Below are 18,202 nucleotides of genomic sequence, written 5' to 3'. Positions count from 1 at the left end.
CAGTACTCGTCGGTCAGCATCACAGAGCCAGGTGTCGCGTTGATTCACCTTTTGCTGCAATAGACGCAGAGCCTGACCCGGACCGTTTTCAACTCCACGACAAAGCGAATAGCGATGATGAAGTTGCAAATGAAGCGGTGTGTCTCTTTCTTTCTTCTGGCCTCCAGCTCCTGTCTGCCCTGGGCAGCCCAGGCGCAGGATTCCGAGCCGATCAAGGCCAATCCCGAGGCGGCGCGCGACAAGATCTCCATGTGTATAGGCTGTCATGGCTTGCCCGGTTACAAGGCCAGCTTTCCCGAGGTCTATCACGTTCCCATGATTGCCGGGCAGGGTGCTGCGTATATAGAAGCGGCGCTCAAGGAGTATGCCAGCGGTGCTCGAACCTTCCCCACCATGCAAGCCATTGCGCTGAGCTTGTCCGAACAGGACATGGCGGACATTGCCGCGTATTACGCGGGCAACAAACCTTAAGGACGGGGAGGTACGTATGAGAAAAACAGTCTTACTGGTGGCAATGGGGCTGATGGCCGCAGGGGGCGGTCAGGCAATGGCTGCTGACGATTTGGTCAATGCAGGCGGACAAGCCTGGAAGAACCTGAATTGTGCCTCCTGTCATGGCGAGGATGCGAAAACGCCCTTGAATCCGGAGTATCCCATTCTGGCTGGCCAGCATGCGGATTATTTACGTCAGGCCTTGATGGCGTACAAGCGTGGGCAGGCCGGAGCGCCGGCAACGTCCAATATTCGCAAGAACGCGATCATGGGAGCGATGGCCAACACCATGAGCCAAGCGGATATTGACAGTATTTCCGTGTGGCTGTCGCGTCAGCCCGGCCCGTTAAGCCATAGGAAGTAAAGCTGCTTGCGGCGTTAGTCACGCGTGCTGTGGCGCAAAATCAATTCGATATAGCGCTCATTGTTTAGCGGCGTGCCCAGACGTTGTGCTTCCCAGATCACCTCGCCCAGTGCCTCCATGATGATGTGCGCTGCGGCATGCTGATCGTGCTTGGTCAATAAGCGCTGATACGCTGCCTTGATGCCCGGAGGCTGGTCAATCGACAGTTGCTCATTGATGGCCAGGTGCATGGACAGGTGCAAGAAAGGGTTGCTGCGTCCTTGCTCCACGGAATAGTCCTGACTGACGGCATCGGCGTTACGTAAATCGTCGTGGTACTCGGGGTGCTGCTGTACCAGATCCACTGCCATGGTCTCTAGAGCGGTCAGCAGATGACCACTTTGGTGTTTGTCCCAAGCTTCAATGAAAAATTGGCGAACCTGCTCGCGAGAGGGGTTGAACATGGTGGAGTCGAGAAAAAAATGGTCAGAAAATGCGAATCTTTGGCGCGCATTTTACGGGAAACGGTGAGAATGACTGGCTGGTACAAGCCACCATCGGGGCCGTGTAGAATAGATAAGTTGTCAAGAATGCAAGCATTTTTGACAAGCTTTGAGTTTACAGGTGCCTGAATACGCGCGAATTAAGTTAAACTCTTATATAAGACTTCGGAAACGCAAAAGCGTTCCGTGTTTAGCTATCCCTAATATTGGAGCACAACTGGAGCATCCATGTCCTATCAGCATATCAAGATCCCCGCGTCGGGGCAGAAAATTACAGTTAACGCGGATTTTTCCCTGAATGTTCCCGATCAACCCATTATTCCCTACATCGAGGGTGATGGTACGGGCGTGGATATTTCGCCAGTCATGATCAAAGTGGTCGATGCTGCGGTTGCCAAAGCATATGGCGGCAAGCGCAAGATCGAATGGATGGAAGTGTTCGCCGGTGAAAAATCCACCAAGGTGTACGGTTCCGACGTGTGGCTGCCAGAAGAAACACTGGATGCCGTTAAAGACTACGTCGTGTCCATCAAAGGTCCTCTGACCACTCCCGTTGGCGGTGGCATCCGTTCCCTGAACGTGGCCCTGCGTCAGCAACTGGACCTGTACGTCTGCCTGCGCCCTGTGCGCTACTTCAAGGGTGTTCCTTCGCCTGTGCGTGAGCCAGAAAAGACCGAAATGGTTATTTTCCGCGAGAACTCCGAAGACATTTACGCCGGTATCGAATTTGCTGCTGAGTCCGAAAGCGCCAAGAAGCTGATCGACTTCCTGCAAAATACCCTGGGCGTGAACAAGATCCGTTTCCCCAATACTTCCGGTATTGGTGTCAAGCCTGTTTCCCGCGAAGGTACCGAGCGCCTGGTGCGCAAGGCCATCCAGTACGCCATCGACAACGATCGCTCTTCCGTGACCATCGTTCACAAGGGCAACATCATGAAGTTCACCGAAGGTGGCTTCCGTGATTGGGCATACGAACTGGCTCAAAAAGAATTTGGCGCTGAATTGATCGACGGCGGCCCATGGTGCAAATTCAAGAATCCCAAGACCGGTCGCGAGATCATCGTCAAGGATTCGATTGCTGACGCCTTCTTGCAACAGATCCTGCTGCGTCCTGCCGAGTACGACGTTATCGCCACACTGAACCTGAACGGCGATTACATCTCCGACGCTCTGGCTGCTCAAGTGGGTGGTATTGGTATCGCTCCCGGCGCCAATCTGTCCGACTCCGTGGCCATGTTCGAAGCTACCCACGGTACTGCTCCCAAGTACGCTGGCAAAGACTACGTGAACCCAGGTTCGCTGATTTTGTCCGCTGAAATGATGCTGCGTCACATGGGCTGGACCGAAGCTGCTGATCTGATCATCTCCAGCATGGAAAAATCCATCACCTCGCGTAAAGTGACTTATGACTTTGCCCGTCTGATGGAAGGCGCTACTCAAGTGTCCTGCTCCGGTTTTGGCGATGTCATGATCGACAACATGTAATCAGTTCCAGACTGATTCATTGAAGTCCGGAAAAGCCCTGTTCTCATAGAGAGGCAGGGCTTTTTCATATCCGGATGACTCCGGATTGATCGCGTTAGAACAAGTTGTTTTGGGGCCATCGTTTGGGGCCTTGGATGGTATTATGGCCCCAAAATTTTTAATGATGGCCCCATGCCCCGCACTTTCTCTTATTCCTTGCGCGTCGCTGCGATTGAAGCAGCCAAACCTAAAGACAAGATCTACGCCTTGACGGATGGTGGAGGGCTGCATATTGATGTCTTGCCCACCGGCACCAAGGTCTGGCGCTATAAGTATCGGTTTGCGGGACGGCGCGACAAGATCACGATTGGCAGGTATCCGGCAATCTCGTTGAAGCAGGCACGAATGATTCATGAAGCTCTTCAGGAAGCGGTTCAGAGAGGGGAGGATCCAAAAACAATCCAGCTTGAGGGTTTCACCGGAACGCGTGTCAAACCGACGGGTCCGACATTTGAAACCTATGCGCGTCAGTGGGTGGAGGATACGCTTTACTATCGTTCGGCAACGTACCGGGCGCAGCAGCTGCGGTGGCTTGAATCTTACGTATTCCCAGTGATTGGCGGTCAGCCGTTAACGTCTGTAGCGCCAGGCGACGTGCTGGGTATCCTGGATTCCCTGCGCGGTACGCCCACGACTGCTGAGGGGGTGAGATCCTTGATTCAGCGGGTCTACAACTATGCGATTCGCAACCTGCAAGCAGATTCCAATCCGGCGCTGATGGTGCGTGGCGCGGTGTCTGTTCCCAAGAAAACGCATCACCGGCATTTGCTGGAACCTGAACTTGCCAACTTCTGGCGTCTGATCCCTCGTCAGGGGGCACATTTCACCACCCAGGCAGCAACTCAATTGCTTGTCTACACCATGGTTCGCAAGAGTGAGCTGATTCGTAGCCGTTGGAATGAGTACGATCTGGATTCCGGCCTCTGGGACATACCGGCGGAACGCATGAAGATGCGCAAGCGCCACCGGGTATACCTGTCGCGCCAGGCCGTTGATTTGTTGAAGCGCTTGAAAACGATGACGGGCCATCAGGATTACGTATTCCCGTCTATCTATGCTGGGACCGGCCGCATGGCGCCGATGGGCGAAGCCAGTCTGAACCATTTTTTCAAACGGATGGATTTCGGTGTTCCTGATTTTTCGCCACACGGCATCCGGGGGACAACTGCCACACTGTTGCGTGAACATGGGATTCGTTCTGAGGTGGTGGAATTGCTTTTATCCCACGCTCCAAGGGGGCAGGTCGAAACCGCCTACAATCATGCGGAACTGGCAGGGGAGCGCAAGGAGGCATTGCAGTTCTTAGCGGATTATCTGGACAAGCTGATTCAGAGCCCCGAATGATTCTTGGCGAGGGCCTGAATGTCTGAAAGGCGCCAAACTACCGTCCGCCCGCCGATACGAGTTCCGGGGGGTACGATCCCCAGCTTGACCCACTCATACCAAGTAGATCGGCTAATAGGGAGGATGCCTGGTCGGCCGGTTTTTGGGTCCCGGCAGATTTCGGGAACGCGCACCAGTGTGTCTGCTGCATAGCCAAAGCCTGGTGGTGGAATAGATTGAGAATTTGTCATGGTCAATCCGTAGGTAAGGGTTGATGCTTTTGACGAGTTGTATATCGTTGTCTAACTGATAATCGCCCTGTTGCGCTCTATGAGTGCATAGAGGCTGGCAGCAGTAATGCCGCTGGAGCGTTTGCCTATTTTGACGAGTTCCAACTCACCCTCATTCACCAGGCGATAGATGGTTGACCTCGAAACGCCGAGCTTGGCCTCAGCAATAGGGATGCGGTACAGCAGGGCTTGTTCCTGCGTGTTGGGGGGATATGGTCGGGCTGCTGAGTGGCCAAGAGTCTGCGCTGCGGCCTGTTGTTCCTTCATTTCTTCCTCCGTTAACCTTGGAAAGCACCCTGGGGTTGAATTCTCAGGATGCTTTCCAAAGCCGGCGCTGCTTGCGCCGTCGTGAGCAGCCCGCCAAGATGCCGCGATGGGGGCTGGTTGCTTTGATCATTCCCGGCAGCGCCCGACGCTGGCTCCGCTGCTGCGGTTCGTCGGGATGCAGGTAACTGCAGTCTTTGCTGCTGTCATTGACGAATTACGCGCCATCCGTCAAATGTGGCCTGCCTTCGGCAGCACCGGCGTCCGTTGATACGGAACGTCATCCACGCCTCCGGTTAACGCCAGTCGCTACCGGCCCGGACGAGGGATGATTTTTCACCTGCTTTGCTCCTACCCAGGTGCATGTCGCCCCGCATGATGCTGACGACACGGGTAGCCGTGCACTCGCACCGCTCGGAGTCGAGCAGGGCACGGTATTTATCGGTGTTGTGTTGTTAAAGAGCAGGCTTGGTGCAATCATTACGCATCTACTTGCTTGCGTCAATACAAAAGTAATACTAAAAAGTCATATGATGGATGCGAAATGATCACTTATTCTTTGAGGTTGGGTCGAATTGACACACAGGGAACCGTCTTGATTCACCGATTCATGATCAATTTCTTGTTGGATAATTGTGGTTTTTATGCTGGCGACAGGGCGGAAAAAGCAGAGATCGCGTTTCTAATCAATCGGTGCTCTCTGGATGGCTGTCGTTCTTCGCCTGCTTGGTCAGCTTCATCTGGATGTAGTCGCTGATGTCTTCCAGTACCTGTCTCGGCAGCGCCGACACGGTGTCTCTAGGAATTTCAGGCCAAGGCCACTCGGCCTCGAACATTTCACCTTCGCCTGTGACAAGCCATTCCGCACGTACACGGAGGGCTGCTGCAATCCAGACTATGTGACGAGAGGATTCGCTGCGCCCATTTTCTATGTGCGCAATCGCTCCTTGGCTCAAAGGGGTCTGAACCAAATTAGCCAAGGCTTCTTGGGTCAAGCCTCGTTCGGTGCGTGCGATGCGCAGGCGCTCGCCGATGCTGCTCATGGTGTACAGGTATGAATGTTGTTAGTAGTTTGATACATTATGACAGAAACTTGGCGCAAGACATGACGGTAAATAAAAATATATAACTATTGAAAATTGGGGTTAGAGTGCCGATTGGCCACTACTATGGGTCATTGTGACACTGAATGGCACAGTATGAGGGTCAAAGATTGTAAGGTAAGGCCCGCGACTTTGTGCGCCAACTTGGTAAGTCGAAGGTATCGAGTTCTTTACAGCCGAATATACGTCACCTCAAACGCCTTGCACGCCCGGTGCTGCTGCAAGCGATTCGAAAATGAGAATGCGTCATTCATTTCATAGTGCTGGAAGATGTCCAGGCCGCGGTCAAGTGATATCTTCCAGCCGTGGTCGGTGATGATGTGCCGGGCGTGTAGAGTTCCGGCGGTGTCGAAGGTCCAGGTGAAGTCGATTCCTGCGGCAGCGGCACCGGCTTGGATCTTCTCGAAGTTTTCTTTCTGCTGCTCGCCCTTGAACTCGTCTTCGACGGTCACTAGATGCACCGACACCTCTTCGTCGGGGGCTTTGAATTTGACCACGGTTTCCAGCAGTTCCATCAAATTCCGGATCTGGAAGAACAAACGGATGTAGGGGTCGGTGATCGTCATGGTGGTGACGCCTTTGATGTAGGGGCCGATCAGCTTGTCGTAGGAAATGCCTTTCTGGTTTTCCTCAAAGCTTAGATGCTGTTCTTTGAGTTCTGGCACCGTTGCGGCGATATTCTGTGCCGCCCCTACATGAGCGCCACCGTCAGAGGGGGCGGCGGGTGTGGCTTCACTTGCTGAAGCATCAACAACTGCAACAATGTCACTTGTTTCCGCATCCTCAGCGCCATCATCATTCTTGCGATAAAGCGATGGATACTCCCGTTCTTCCAAGGTCGTGACGTCATGTTCTTTGCCCGACGTATCGGTGTACATGAAGCGCACGGGCGGATAGGTGGGGTCGATCCGCATGGTGTGGTCTTTGACCCGTTTGCGGCCTTCGAGGGCCAGGCGCAAAATCTCTTCTATTTCTGCAGGCGTGGCCTCTCCGTGCGGGTAAAGAATCTTCATCAGTCCGGAGAAGGTCTTATGGATGCCGTCGCGGTCACGGGTGGAGATGTCGGACGATAGGGTGAAGTGCTCTTGGTAGCGATGCGATTCATCCTTGTTGCGCTGGTCGCGCAGGATTTCTGCCAGGTAATCCACCACGAAACCGTAGCCGCTTGAGAACATTTCGCTGCGGATGACATCCACCTCCCAGCCGGGGATGTAGAAGTGGATGCGATCCAGAAACGCTGAGTCGCAGAATTTCTCTGGAAGATCGCAGAACAAATGCGAGTGGCGCAGCATCCAGGGCACGGTGTGCTGGGTGTTGCCGACGAAGGCCATGGACGCCTCTGCACCCAGGGTTTCGACCCCGCGCGAGAACGACTTATTCGCCATGTAGTTCTTCATGATGTCGACCAGGGCTTTGTCGACACGCTTTTGCTTACCGGCAAATTCGTCGAAAGCGACGCAATCCCAGTAGCCTACCAGGCCCAGCTTGCCGGTAGAGTTGTTCACAAACAGCTTGGGCACGGTGACTTCGCCACCCGAGATCAACATGCCGTGGGGCGAAAATTCTGAATAAATATGCGATTTGCCCGTGCCTTTGGGGCCAAGCTCCATCACGTTGTAGTTGCGTTCGCAAAATGGAATCAAGCGCACGAGCTGGGTCAGTTTGCTGCGGCGGCTGAAAAGTTCGGGGTTGAAGCCGATACTTTGTATCAACAGATCTATCCATTCATCGGTGCTGAACTGTCGCCGGGCCTGTGTGTAGCCCTCAAAATCAAAGTGCGACAGCTGAATAGGCTTGAGTGATGAAAGCAGCCAGGGGCTGGTGTTCTTGTCTTCTGTGGCCAGGTACTCAAGGTCGGCTATGCACCAGACGCCACCCACCAACAGCTTGGGGTGGGTTTTGATGGTACTGGGGTTGACCAGCACTTTCTTGATACCCAGGTTGGAGAACTCGGCTTCGTAGACGTCATCTTTATCATTCAGTGAAACGCCGATCTTGTCGATGACCTTGTACCGACCTTTTTCGCGGATGTTCGAGCGCACCAGCCCGGCTTCGTTGCGATGCACGTAATGCTGGGCAAGAATCTGCTTGACGGTTTCGATGCCGGTCTGGATGCTGGCTTCGTCGCTAGTGGCGCAGTATTGCCCCAGCAGGTATTCAAGAACATACGACGGCACGATGGCATTGCCCTTGACCGCTTTGACGAGGTCCTTGCGCACGACCAGGCCAAGGAAGTGTTCGTTGATTTTCGTATCCAGTGCGTTCATCGTATGCCTTTACTTCAAAAATCGAAATCGCTGGTGAATGCGCGCCGAATCGTATAGCGCAGCGATTTGTATATCGTGGTGTGCGTGGTGCCAGCGTATTGCTCGTTCAGCCGCAAGTTCACTTCCTGGCCGTTGGCCTGGTCAGCCTGACGAGTCAGCACAAAGCGCACAGGAATCTCGCGCTCGCGCGGGTTGTCGGATTCCAGATCAAAGCGTAGTTCGTGGCTATCGGAAATCAGCTCACCTTCATCGGTATAGATGCCCGCTTGCAGCACACGCGGTTGCGTTTTGTCGGTAACCGGTGTGGACTGGAAGAAAGTGACAGCCAGTTGCCCGGAGGTAATGACAGAACTCGCGCCACGCAGGATATCGACTTCCACCAAGGCGGTGTCGCTTTGGCGCTTTTTGTTAATCTTGAGCACCGGAATCACGACTTCCTGCAGCGTCGCACCACCGTGGACAAAACGGCTGCCCGAACCCTGCAAGCGCAGCCGATTGATCGACTTGGGAACTTGTACCGTGATTTCACCCTGCAGGCCAAGCTGCGATGGGACAAAAGTGTGCACGCTGGGGTGGGCGTCCAGCCCCTTGCCGAGCAAGAAACGCCGGTTGCGGAACAGCACTTTGTCGCTGGCTACGTTGGCGGCGAGAAAGTCGCTCTCGGCCAGTTCGCGGTTTTGGTAGATGAAACCGTGGTCGGCAGTCACCAGGATGTTGCTGGCGTTCGCTGCGGTCAGCTTCTTTACCAACTGAATGATGTCACTCAGGGTGTCTTCGGCGGCATCAAACGCCAGGCCCTCCGACTGCAGCTTGTCGCCGGTGTGGTCTATGCGGTTGTGATACAGATACAGCACGCGGTTGGCTTTCAGCACGTCACGGCTTTCATCGCGGTTCAACGCCATGAAGTCTTCTGCCTTCATGGCCTGCCCAAGGCCGCCGAGTGCTTGTTCCAGAATCTTGTTGCGGTTAACCGTGCCTTGTGTGCTGATGCCATCAACCAGCACGCCAGCCTGCTCGTTATCGATTATCTCCAGCGTCTTGTGCGGGAGCAAGGCGGCCATACCTAACTGGGTGTAGCTGGGCAGCATGGCCAGGGCGGGCTGTAGTTCAGCACCATAGCGGTCTTCACGCCGAATCAGGCTTAATAGTTCTTCGCCGATTTCATAACGCATGGCGTCGGACACAATCACGCACACGCGCGTGTCCTTATCCAGGAAGGGCTGCACCCAGTGCTTGAAGAAGTCATCCTGGCGGCGTACCGGCAGGGCTTCCCAGTGCTTGGCGCCATCTACACAGGCTTGAAAGCGGTCGCCCAAGGTCAGCAGGAAATTGTTGGTGTAGAGGTTTTCAATCCGTTCGGCTAACGGCCCCATCAACGATGTCTGGCCTGACTTGCGTACGTTATAGATGAATTTGCGGTACTGGCGATCCAATACGTACCAGGTGCGGCTATAACGCTGTACGCCGTCGGCGATGCTGGACATTTCCAGCCGTGCGTCAGCCAATGTCTGGGTGAATTGTGCCGCAATATCCAGCGCTTCATAGAGGTGTTGGAATTCACCATACCAATGGCTTTGGCGACGTTGGCGTACCCATTGTGAAACGTCGCCCGCCGCAACGGTCTGCCCAGCCACTTCGCGCACCAGGTCACTGATGATCTTCTGGTCGATAAGACGGAAGTAATCCAGCTCCATCAACGCGCGGTAGTCGCGTGTGCCAAGATCCTGCTCGATGTCCAGTACCTGAGCGCATTCATTGGAGAGCGTTTCAAAGGCCAGGCCAAAGGGGCGGCTGTTCTTCCAGCGTTTCAGGAACACCAAGGCGTCGCCATTCAACTTGATGGTGCCGTCTGTACCCATGGCGTAGCAGGATTTGAACAGCTCAATGGCAAAATCGCGCAGGCTTGGGTTTTCGGAGTGGTAGGCGAAATGGCGGCTGGTCTGCTCCCACAGAAAGGCATCGAGCTTGCAGCGCGTGATCAGCCTGAATTTGTCGTCGCTGCCATCAGCCAGCTCCTGCAACAGCTGTTCCAACACCGCATCAAGGCGCGCATCACTGTCGGCGCAGACGGCCAGCATCTTGCTGCGGATCTGATTCGCTGTATCTTGCTTGTGCAGGATTTTTTTAAGCGCTTCCCGACGCTTGGCTGCCTGAAAGAACTCGTTGTGTTCTTGTACCAAGGCCATGAATTCCGGATCTGGGCTGAGTTCCATCTCAGACAGCCAGATGGCGTTCTGGTCAGTGCGGAATTCCGCATGGGCCAGCATGACGTCCAACAGCCAGTTATCCAGTTCGGCAGGTGGGGGGCCTTCATGAAAAAGCAGAAACTTTTCTTCGGGGGATATACGCAGAATCCGGTGCTTGACGCCAAACTCGTTATTGGCAAGCTCAATCGGTGTGACATCGGGCAGCGTCAGTGACTCAAAGTCGGCCCGAAACTCACGGTTGGCGTCATACCAGAACACAATCCGGTGCTTGGCGAACAGGTTGTTCAGCGCTTGGGTGATTCTTGGGTTGCTCATGCTGACTCTAGCCTTCTTCCTGCCTCGGGCATCCATAAACACATATCAATCATCCTTGGCTTCCAGGCCCGGGATTTTCTTCAAGGCAGCGCCGAACTTCGGATAGTTGGCTTTAACACCATCATCCAGGTCAATCTCGATCTGCTCGGTGGCCAGCGGATAGAGCGTGTCGCGCTCGTAGGCGTCTACTTCGGCAATCATTTTGCTGATCTTCTCAATTTCCTTGAGAGCCTTGGTTTTGTCGCTCTGGCTGGTGGAGGCGCTGATGCCCAGGGCTTCCTGGTGGTTCTTGCGTGCCAGCAATTTGGCACGGAACTCCCGCAGATAGTCGTTCAGCACCACGCTGACAGTATCCGGGCGGTAGCGGTGCATGTAGATCAAGGCATTGAAGCTGCCCTTGGGGCTGGAGAAGAGCCAGTAAATGGGCCGTTTCTTATAGCGCTTCAGATGGTCGGTATAGAACTCGCTCAGGAAGTAATCGCGCAGGCTGTAGTTGCGCTTGCCTTTGATGTTCAAGGCTTCTTCGATAAAGCGCAGGTTTTCCTCATAGTGCTCGTCGCCAAACGTCACCCGCAGGACACGACGGAAGCGTTCTGTGATGTCGTCGGCAAACCAGTCGCCGTCCAGCATGGGGATGACATTGTCTTTGTCGGGGGTGAAGGTCGGCTCGGGCACTTGCGCCAAGTAGTCAGCCAGTGTTTCGCCCTGGTTAGCCAGGATCAGGCCGGGCTTGTCCAGGCTGTAGCGGCCAAACATGCAGCCGACCGCGTAGGAAATAAATTCCCGCATAGTATCGGCCAGCAGCAGCGCTTCCAGTTCCTCTTCTGTTTTGTCTCCGCCGTAGCGATAGTGAGGATTGCAGGTGAGGGTGATTTCTTTTAGTGGAACTTCGGGTGTGAGTTCGTCTTGCAGGCCATAGGCTTCGATGAAGATGCGATTGTTTTCTTCTTCCAGCCGCTGCGTCTCTAGCGTTACTTCCCGCCAATGAGCATGGAGCTTTTGATAATTGGCTTTCAAGGTTGGCTGACACCATTCGTAGTCCGGATTCAGTAACGGTAACGTGGTGAAATCCCATGAAACCTCAAGGCTGTCCCAATCATTTTGTGTTATTTTCACAGCCCGCTCTATCAATTGTTCGTTTTGTGCGTCGACAATAGGGAGCTTGCCGAGATCACCGATCGTGGTAACGAACGTAGGATTAAGAGCTGACAATATTCCCTTGGCAGCTTTTGAGTTCAGAATACCTAGAATGTTATATAGGTAGCTTTCTGAAAATAAGCATGACCCTCGACCATCAAATATGGAACCGTGCGGTGTATAACGAAATGAAGAGGGACCGGCAGTAACGTCCGCCCAAGTAATATTTTCTTTGAAAAAATAGTTTTCGTTTAAGATTCTCGCACCGCTATTAGAGCCATCTATATAGCCGGCTTTGATGTCTTGACCAAAGAATTGGTAATTTATCAAAAGATCCCTATTGCCATACCATTTACGAAAGGCGCCTCCTTTGTTGTACGGAAACCATTTTTTCTTTGATTCAATGCATTCCTTTTTACTGCCCGCATTAAAGTGGCATTTTGATATATCTACTTCGAACCAGTATTTAAGAAAACGGGCATTGTTTCCTGTTGACATTCCATGTTTAGGTGGCGCAACCTCACCGAGATTTTTATTGGTTTTAAATAAATCCAGAATTTGAGGTGATAACCAGTAAGAAATTGGTTGTCCTGGGATTTCAAGCAAAGTGTTTTGTTGTATGTAGTACCATCCATACGTTTCATCAAGGAAAAGCCGTTCAATAGTGTCTACTGTTCGAACCTGAACATGTTCTTCAAAAAGTTTGCGGTAGGTTCCAGTTGTATTAGACGCTGGTGGACTATTCTTTACGCAGAATGCGACAGTGCCAAAATCGGACCCAAAGATACCTCTGCCTAGGTGAACAAGTGAAAGAATCGAGTTCCCAGTGAGCAATGAGTATCTTAATCTTTCATATGAACTCAAAAACATCCAAGTAGAAAAATTGATTAATGACCAGTATCCATTTTTTATGGTAAGGGATTGATTTCTTTCCATAAATGAAGTCATTAGGTCTGAACAGCTATTCGGATAAAACTGCTTTAACCAAGCTCCCAACCTTCCATTCATTCCTTTGCTGCCCATATACGGGGGATTAGCAATTACTACATGATATTTGGGACTCAGGTAGTCAGCCTGCCGCAGGGCTTGCAGCGCCTTCTGATGGGTCATGCTGATAAACAACTGTCCGGAGACGTTCTGTGACTCCAGAATCCTCAGCATGCCGTCTACATCGGTAACATCCGGACGGATAAGGGAGCCGAAGTTGTCGGCCTCTTCGAACTGGCGCAAGGTGGTTTGCAGCGGCGCGGTGAACAGGTCACGCCCTACAAAGTCCATGTAGCTCTTCAGTTCGCCCTCGTCGAAATGGACGTTCTCCAACACGCAGATGTTGGGGCGTATGCCTTTGTTGAAGAAGCGGCGCTGGCGTTCGCGGGCTTTCATTGTCAGGGCAAAGGCGGCGAGTTCGCCGGCGCGTTCGTCTAGCTCGATGCCGTAGAGGTTATTCGTGAGGATCTTCTCCGGGATCTCGGCGGAATCGTAGCCTTCCTCCTCGTAGATCATGTAGAGCAGGTCAAAGGCATAAGTGAGCATGTGGCCGGAGCCGCAGGCCGGGTCGCAGATCTTAATTTCTTCCGGGTTTTTGATCCGAAGGAAATCCGTCTCGGCCTGTTTGGGCTTGATGTAGTAGTCCATCTTCTCGACCAGCTTTGAGCTAGGGCGATTGAGCAGCCACAAACGGCCGAGGGAGTTTTCTACCAGGTAACGGACGATCCAGTGCGGGGTAAAGAGTTGGGTGGCGGCGGGGATGTTCTCAGGGGTGATTTTTTTGTTTTTCTTCAGGCCATCGAAAATATGGTCTTTCTTTTCAGAAATGTAGAACTGATACAGCCAGCCGATGACTTCCACGCTTTCGCAGGCGTCAGGCGTCATGGCCTCGCGGGTGTAGGCCAGGATGGAATTCTCTGAAAGCAAGTCGTCCGGTAACAGCAGTTCGGTGTAATCGTCGATAGGCTGGAACAAGAAGGGCATGTTCCTATGCCAATCGCGGCAAGCGGCCACCACCAGCAGGCGGTAGGCTTCGCCTTGGGGGTCGCGGCTGGGGGAACGGCCCGACAACAAGGCCTGGATTTCCTGGCGCACACTGGCGGGTACCATGTCTTCGTCAATATGGCCCATTTTGGCTTCGGCCAGAATCTCCGGCTGAAACTGGCCTTCGGTGGGCGACACAATGCCAACCCGCGTATAGCGGTTCACATCCATAAAGCGTAGGGCGCAGAAGCGGTTGAACCAGATGTAGGCCACCCGTTCTATGACGTGTTCGCGGCTGTTGTCGGCGATAGCCTTTTCGAGTGCCCTGACGGCTTCTGCACTTTCTCGACGGGCCAGGCTGTCTGCGGCCAATACGGTGTCCAGCTTCAGCCCGACTTGTTCCATCAAACTGGTACGTGCGAACTGCGCAAATTTCTTGAGTTTTGAGGTGTCCATCCTGCTTGGCCTTTAAATCTGTACTTTGTGACCCTGTTGAACCTCTGCGAGCAGGGTTTTGCGCAAGGCGTCCAGGTAATCGTTGATATCGGTTTCGGTGGCCAGCCAGGCCTTGGGGTAGTCAGGCTTCAGGCTGCGGGCCGGTACGATTTTTGGGGCGGGCGGGGGCGGCGGTGCAGGTGGCTGTGGGTCGTCGGGTGTCGCGTCGTTGCCATTATTGGTATTGCCAGCGGGCGCAGGCTCGGGTGTCCGGGCTTGTTGTGCCAGGGTGACGGTTCTTGCCAGCAGCGTGGCGTAACCCTGTTCCTCGAAAGTGTGCAGGCGGTCGTTAAGGGCTGCGATCAGGGATTCCTGACGGACGTACTGATGCAATTCCTGGAAGGGAAGGTCAAGCTCGGCTTGTCGCTGAGCGGGTAATGCCTGGTAGTCGTCCATACCCTGCAGGCGGGTTTGCAAGCTGTTCAGCTTGGCCAGCGCCTGTTGGGTGGCGTGCTGTACGGCTGCGGTGACTTCAGCCCGTAGGGCATCCACCAGCGCCTTGAGCTGCTGCATGCGGTTGCTGCGGTAGCACTTTGGGTCAGCCAGAATGGCCTGGATTTGTTTTTGCGTATCGCTTTGCAGGTAGTGAAAGTTGCTTTCCTGGGTTTTCAGCAGCGTGCTGGCTTCCAGGTAGATGTCTTTCTGCGACCCGCCCATAAAGGTGAGTATGGGGTCGAGGACGTCTTCCTTCTGACTCAGCAGTTTGTCTTCTTCCTTGCGCAGCTCGGTCAGCCACCATGTGTAGGGCTTGGCGGCCAACTCCAGCAAGGTCTTATGCACAGGCTGCAGATTTTCCAGGAAAGGGAAGCGATCTACTTGGCTGAACAAGGGTTTGATTTCACCCGCCAGACGCTGGGCGTTGGCCGATGCTTCCCGACCCAGCGCTTTGGCTTCGCTGCTGCGGGGCGGGCCGAAGAACTCTTCATGGAATTCTTTCAGGGCCCGCACTTGTGAAGCACTGAATTCGATTTGCGGCTCCAGCACCAGTTGCCCATGGATGCTGGTGTTGCGCAGGGCTTGCTCCAGGGCGTCAATTTCTAGCAGGTTGCCGTCGGTGCGCGCTTCCAGCTTGCCGCGCGCCCAAAGGTTGGCCGTCAGGCACAGAATGGCGGCGTAATACCAGCCGTAAGGCTTGCGCTCAAATCGTTCCAGCACGCTTTTGAGCGTGGTGCGAACGCCTTCACGCTGATTGCCGTGAATAAAGGCCAGAATTTCTTGCTCGGATTCAGGCAAGGTGGCGGCGTCATTACCCACTATGCCGTCAGTGGTCAGGTCCAGGCAGCGGCGGATATCGTTTTCGGTGTAATTGACCCCGCGCAGCATCGACAGATTGGGGTAGACCCGTGTCACCAGCTCATGGAAACCACGGGTAATACGGGTGACGGGCTCATCGGAGGTGACTTCTACGTCGGCACCGGCAATCATCAGCCTCGCAGAGCCGATCAGCTCATGGATGAGCAGGCGGATACGGTCTTCACGTTGCTGGTTCTGGTGGCCCTTGTCGTACAAAATACGCTTGGTGGTTTCATTCTGGGTGATGGAAATATTCTGGCGGATGTAGCGTTCCGTCTTCTTGTACATCAGCAGTTCGCGCATTAACTGCTCGTCGGGTTGCATGATGACAAACAGCGCTTCCATTTGGTAGGCCGAGGCAGTGCGCAGCATTTGCTCACTTTCCACATGCTCATGGAAGGGGCTGATCACATGGATGCTTAGTTCGTGGTCGCGGCCATGCAAGCGGTCATCCAGCCGTCGGGCAAAGGAATAGTCTTGCCCCTGGTTCGCAGCAGTGCCGATATTCACGCGGATCTTGCGCTGCCCCAGCACTTGGTCAAACACCACCTTCTGAAGCTCTTCTGCAACGTCGGTAGTATCGACATCGGTATTCTTGATTTCCTGTTCGATGTCTTTTTCTTCATCGCTCAGAAACTCGTATAGCTCGCCGTTACGCTGGATGTAGGTCTGGTTTTCCAGCAGGTTCAGGGCTTCTTCCACGCGGCGGCGCAAGGCGGGCAGGTCTTGCTCAAAGCCTTCCAGCATCAGTACGCACAGGTTGCGCAGCGAAGGCTTGAACTCCTTCACATATTTCACCAGGAACAGGGCCTTGAGCAGCCGCACTGCGAACTCATCGCCAAGGTGCTGTTCGGCTTGCAGGATGGCGCGCTGGATATTGGACTTGAGCGCAGTGCGGATGCCTTCAAACATCCGGTCAAATGTCGCTAACTGGCCGACATCGTGGTCGCGGATCTGTATGACCACTTGTTGGAAGACGCCCAGCATGGAGCGTTCACCCACGGAGCTGTGCTTGCCTTCAAAGGCGTTCTGCTTCGACAGGTTCTGGATGGATGCCTGGAACAGCGAGAACTGATAGGGAATGAAGGGGTAGCTGTTGACGAAGTGATCTTGGTCGCGGAAGTTCTGATAGTGCTGGCTGCCATCGGCAAAATCGAACAGGGTTTTGAAGTTGTTCGACTGTGCATGGTAAATCTGCGCCAGCTGCTGGGCGCCGTCTTCCGTTTTGGCCAACAGGCGCTTCTGGATGACTTCGGCCACGTCCTGGGATGTCAACTTCATGCGATTGGCAAAGCGCGCCTGAATCTTGGTGAAGTCGTTTTCCTGGCGCTTGCTCATCTCGCCCAGCACCGTGCTCATGTCCTCTTGCGCGGTAACGATGATCCAGGCACGGCCCCGGCATTTAGTGGCCAGGCTTTCTGCAATGGTTTGCAGATTGGTCATCAGCTTGGTGTTTTCGGCGATGTACTGGCCGACTTCATCCACAAAGAAGTTCAGGCGGAAATCCGGCCCTTGCTGGTCAACCCAGTGGCGTACTTGTTCGGCGAAGTCTTCGATGGACACCCGATACTGAGCGCGGTATTTGTCCAGAATCCCCAGGGCTTGGTCGGCTTCGCTGTGTGTGGCCTGAGCGTAGGCCTGGGCAATGTTGCGGCTTTCGAGCAGGGCCTGTTCGCGGCCTTTCTGCCAAGGCTTGCCCGCTACCGTTTCATAGGCCTGCTTGAAGGCATCGTACTGGCCACGACTATCCAGATCGCGTTCAAACTGGGCGATATGGCCTTGATTGCCGTAATAGCCGCACATTTCATCAAAGACCTTCACGAACACTGACAGCAGGGCGTCGATTTCAGTCTTGCTGATGATGGCGGCTTTCTGGTCGATGTTGAACAGAATGCTTTTCGATGGAACGGCCGCAGCCTTCTTCAGGTCGGCGCGTAGCATTTCGTTGTTGCCACACTTGGGCAAGAACAAGTCCAAGGTGTTGGCGCCATCAATTGCGCGGTTCTCCAACAGCAGGGCCAGCATTTTCAGCAAGTGCGACTTACCTGAGCCGAAGAAGCCCGAAATCCACACGCCGTTGGCATGGGTGTAGTTGTTGTAAGCGGCCAGGAACTCATCCAGGCGCTTTTCGACTTCGTTGGTAAGGACGTACTCCTCGATTTCGAGGCGCAGGCTGGCTTCGTCGTCGGCCTTGATCACCCCTTCGATGGGGCGGTCAACCGGTTTGCTGAAAATAGACTTCAAATGCATGCCGCTTTCCTCGTTCATGCTTCGCAGTGATAGATATTGAATGCCCGGTAATACTTGTCGTCATGCAGGCGCCCGAACAGATCCAGCGAGGCGCCGGAGAGCTGAGACTGGGTATACAACCCCGGGAAAAACATGACAGTGGGCTTCTCTTTGGCCGTACTTTGCAGGTTGTTCAACACGTTGTGCGAACGGATATAGGGGAAGACTTCGCCTACCCCGGATATAAACAAGATGTCGAATGTGTGTGCGGCCAGCCGCTCGGCAATGGCAGGCACCAGATGACTTTCCGGGTCCAGCACGCCTTGTAGCAATTCCTTGAGTTCATCCTTGCTGACCGTAGGCTCAACGTCGAGCACCTGATCCCAGATGCCACGCGCTTGTAAGAGCTCAATGGCCAGGTCGTAAAGATTGATCTCCAGTACCTG

Annotated in this window: 13 protein-coding genes; 4 read left to right on the top strand and 9 right to left on the bottom strand. The window is 54.0% G+C overall.

Annotated elements, in window-relative coordinates; translation table 11 throughout:
• The first annotated feature begins 114 nt into the window (after positions 1 to 114).
• Both AB7E06_RS18345 and AB7E06_RS18340 read left to right on the top strand, forming a co-directional pair.
• Positions 115 to 471, top strand: coding sequence for a c-type cytochrome (locus AB7E06_RS18345; RefSeq protein ID WP_108727795.1), 357 nt, complete (start codon positions 115 to 117; stop codon positions 469 to 471).
• A gap of 16 nt (positions 472 to 487) precedes the next feature.
• Positions 488 to 856 (top strand): c-type cytochrome, encoded by a 369-nt coding sequence (locus AB7E06_RS18340; protein ID WP_249459858.1) that lies wholly within the window; start codon positions 488 to 490, stop codon positions 854 to 856.
• A 14-nt stretch (positions 857 to 870) separates the two neighbouring features.
• On the opposite strand, the gene AB7E06_RS18335 is transcribed toward AB7E06_RS18340, so the two are convergent.
• Complete coding sequence (locus tag AB7E06_RS18335) at positions 871 to 1,299, bottom strand: DUF1841 family protein (RefSeq protein WP_094197385.1); 429 nt, start codon at positions 1,297 to 1,299, stop codon at positions 871 to 873.
• 267 nt (positions 1,300 to 1,566) lie between these two features.
• On the opposite strand from AB7E06_RS18335, the gene icd reads away from it, so the two are divergent.
• Both icd and AB7E06_RS18325 read left to right on the top strand, forming a co-directional pair.
• Positions 1,567 to 2,823: an NADP-dependent isocitrate dehydrogenase gene (gene icd, locus AB7E06_RS18330; protein ID WP_427957994.1), complete on the top strand. Its 1,257-nt coding sequence runs from the start codon at positions 1,567 to 1,569 to the stop codon at positions 2,821 to 2,823.
• Positions 2,824 to 2,994: 171 nt separating this feature from the next.
• Positions 2,995 to 4,206, top strand: coding sequence for a tyrosine-type recombinase/integrase (locus AB7E06_RS18325; protein ID WP_427957993.1), 1,212 nt, complete (start codon positions 2,995 to 2,997; stop codon positions 4,204 to 4,206).
• Here the strand turns inward: AB7E06_RS18325 and AB7E06_RS18320 are convergent.
• From AB7E06_RS18320 to AB7E06_RS18285, 8 genes are all read right to left on the bottom strand, one after another.
• On the bottom strand, positions 4,191 to 4,436 hold the full coding sequence (locus tag AB7E06_RS18320) for a helix-turn-helix transcriptional regulator (protein WP_427957992.1): 246 nt from the start codon (positions 4,434 to 4,436) through the stop codon (positions 4,191 to 4,193). The two genes, AB7E06_RS18325 and AB7E06_RS18320, sit on opposite strands and share 16 nt — an antisense overlap.
• Positions 4,437 to 4,487: 51 nt before the next feature.
• Positions 4,488 to 4,742 carry a helix-turn-helix transcriptional regulator gene (locus AB7E06_RS18315; RefSeq protein ID WP_427957990.1) on the bottom strand — a complete coding sequence of 85 codons (255 nt, stop codon included), beginning with the start codon at positions 4,740 to 4,742 and terminating at the stop codon, positions 4,488 to 4,490.
• A gap of 683 nt (positions 4,743 to 5,425) precedes the next feature.
• Positions 5,426 to 5,782 carry a helix-turn-helix domain-containing protein gene (locus AB7E06_RS18310; RefSeq protein WP_427957989.1) on the bottom strand — a complete coding sequence of 119 codons (357 nt, stop codon included), beginning with the start codon at positions 5,780 to 5,782 and terminating at the stop codon, positions 5,426 to 5,428.
• A 230-nt stretch (positions 5,783 to 6,012) separates the two neighbouring features.
• A complete protein-coding gene (gene brxL / locus AB7E06_RS18305; protein WP_427957987.1) occupies positions 6,013 to 8,109 on the bottom strand; it encodes a BREX system Lon protease-like protein BrxL in 2,097 nt (698 codons plus the stop codon).
• Between the two features lie 14 nt (positions 8,110 to 8,123).
• Positions 8,124 to 10,631 (bottom strand): BREX-1 system phosphatase PglZ type A, encoded by a 2,508-nt coding sequence (gene pglZ, locus AB7E06_RS18300; protein WP_427957985.1) that lies wholly within the window; start codon positions 10,629 to 10,631, stop codon positions 8,124 to 8,126.
• A 45-nt stretch (positions 10,632 to 10,676) separates the two neighbouring features.
• Entirely contained in the window at positions 10,677 to 14,195 is a 3,519-nt protein-coding gene (gene pglX / locus AB7E06_RS18295; protein WP_427957983.1) for a BREX-1 system adenine-specific DNA-methyltransferase PglX, read from the bottom strand.
• Positions 14,196 to 14,207: 12 nt separating this feature from the next.
• Complete coding sequence (brxC, locus tag AB7E06_RS18290; RefSeq protein ID WP_427957981.1) at positions 14,208 to 17,777, bottom strand: BREX system P-loop protein BrxC; 3,570 nt, start codon at positions 17,775 to 17,777, stop codon at positions 14,208 to 14,210.
• Between the two features lie 14 nt (positions 17,778 to 17,791).
• A partial coding sequence (locus AB7E06_RS18285) for a DUF1788 domain-containing protein (protein ID WP_427957979.1) occupies positions 17,792 to 18,202 on the bottom strand: 411 nt, incomplete at its 5' end.

Origin of the sequence: Alcaligenes sp., assembly GCF_050255915.1 — a bacterium.
Classification (GTDB): Bacteria; Pseudomonadota; Gammaproteobacteria; order Burkholderiales; family Burkholderiaceae_B; genus Alcaligenes; species Alcaligenes aquatilis.
This window is presented reverse-complemented; position numbering and strand designations above follow the sequence as displayed.

Bases quoted from the DNA above. Each gene is read 5' to 3' on its own strand.
- AB7E06_RS18345 (WP_108727795.1), top strand. From the start codon at position 115: ATGATGAAGTTGCAAATGAAGCGGTGTGTCTCTTTCTTTCTTCTGGCC.
- AB7E06_RS18340 (WP_249459858.1), top strand. From the start codon at position 488: ATGAGAAAAACAGTCTTACTGGTGGCAATGGGGCTGATGGCCGCAGGG.
- AB7E06_RS18335 (WP_094197385.1), bottom strand. From the start codon at position 1,299: ATGTTCAACCCCTCTCGCGAGCAGGTTCGCCAATTTTTCATTGAAGCT.
- icd (WP_427957994.1), top strand. From the start codon at position 1,567: ATGTCCTATCAGCATATCAAGATCCCCGCGTCGGGGCAGAAAATTACA.
- AB7E06_RS18325 (WP_427957993.1), top strand. From the start codon at position 2,995: ATGCCCCGCACTTTCTCTTATTCCTTGCGCGTCGCTGCGATTGAAGCA.
- AB7E06_RS18320 (WP_427957992.1), bottom strand. From the start codon at position 4,436: ATGACAAATTCTCAATCTATTCCACCACCAGGCTTTGGCTATGCAGCA.
- AB7E06_RS18315 (WP_427957990.1), bottom strand. From the start codon at position 4,742: ATGAAGGAACAACAGGCCGCAGCGCAGACTCTTGGCCACTCAGCAGCC.
- AB7E06_RS18310 (WP_427957989.1), bottom strand. From the start codon at position 5,782: ATGAGCAGCATCGGCGAGCGCCTGCGCATCGCACGCACCGAACGAGGC.
- brxL (WP_427957987.1), bottom strand. From the start codon at position 8,109: ATGAACGCACTGGATACGAAAATCAACGAACACTTCCTTGGCCTGGTC.
- pglZ (WP_427957985.1), bottom strand. From the start codon at position 10,631: ATGAGCAACCCAAGAATCACCCAAGCGCTGAACAACCTGTTCGCCAAG.
- pglX (WP_427957983.1), bottom strand. From the start codon at position 14,195: ATGGACACCTCAAAACTCAAGAAATTTGCGCAGTTCGCACGTACCAGT.
- brxC (WP_427957981.1), bottom strand. From the start codon at position 17,777: ATGCATTTGAAGTCTATTTTCAGCAAACCGGTTGACCGCCCCATCGAA.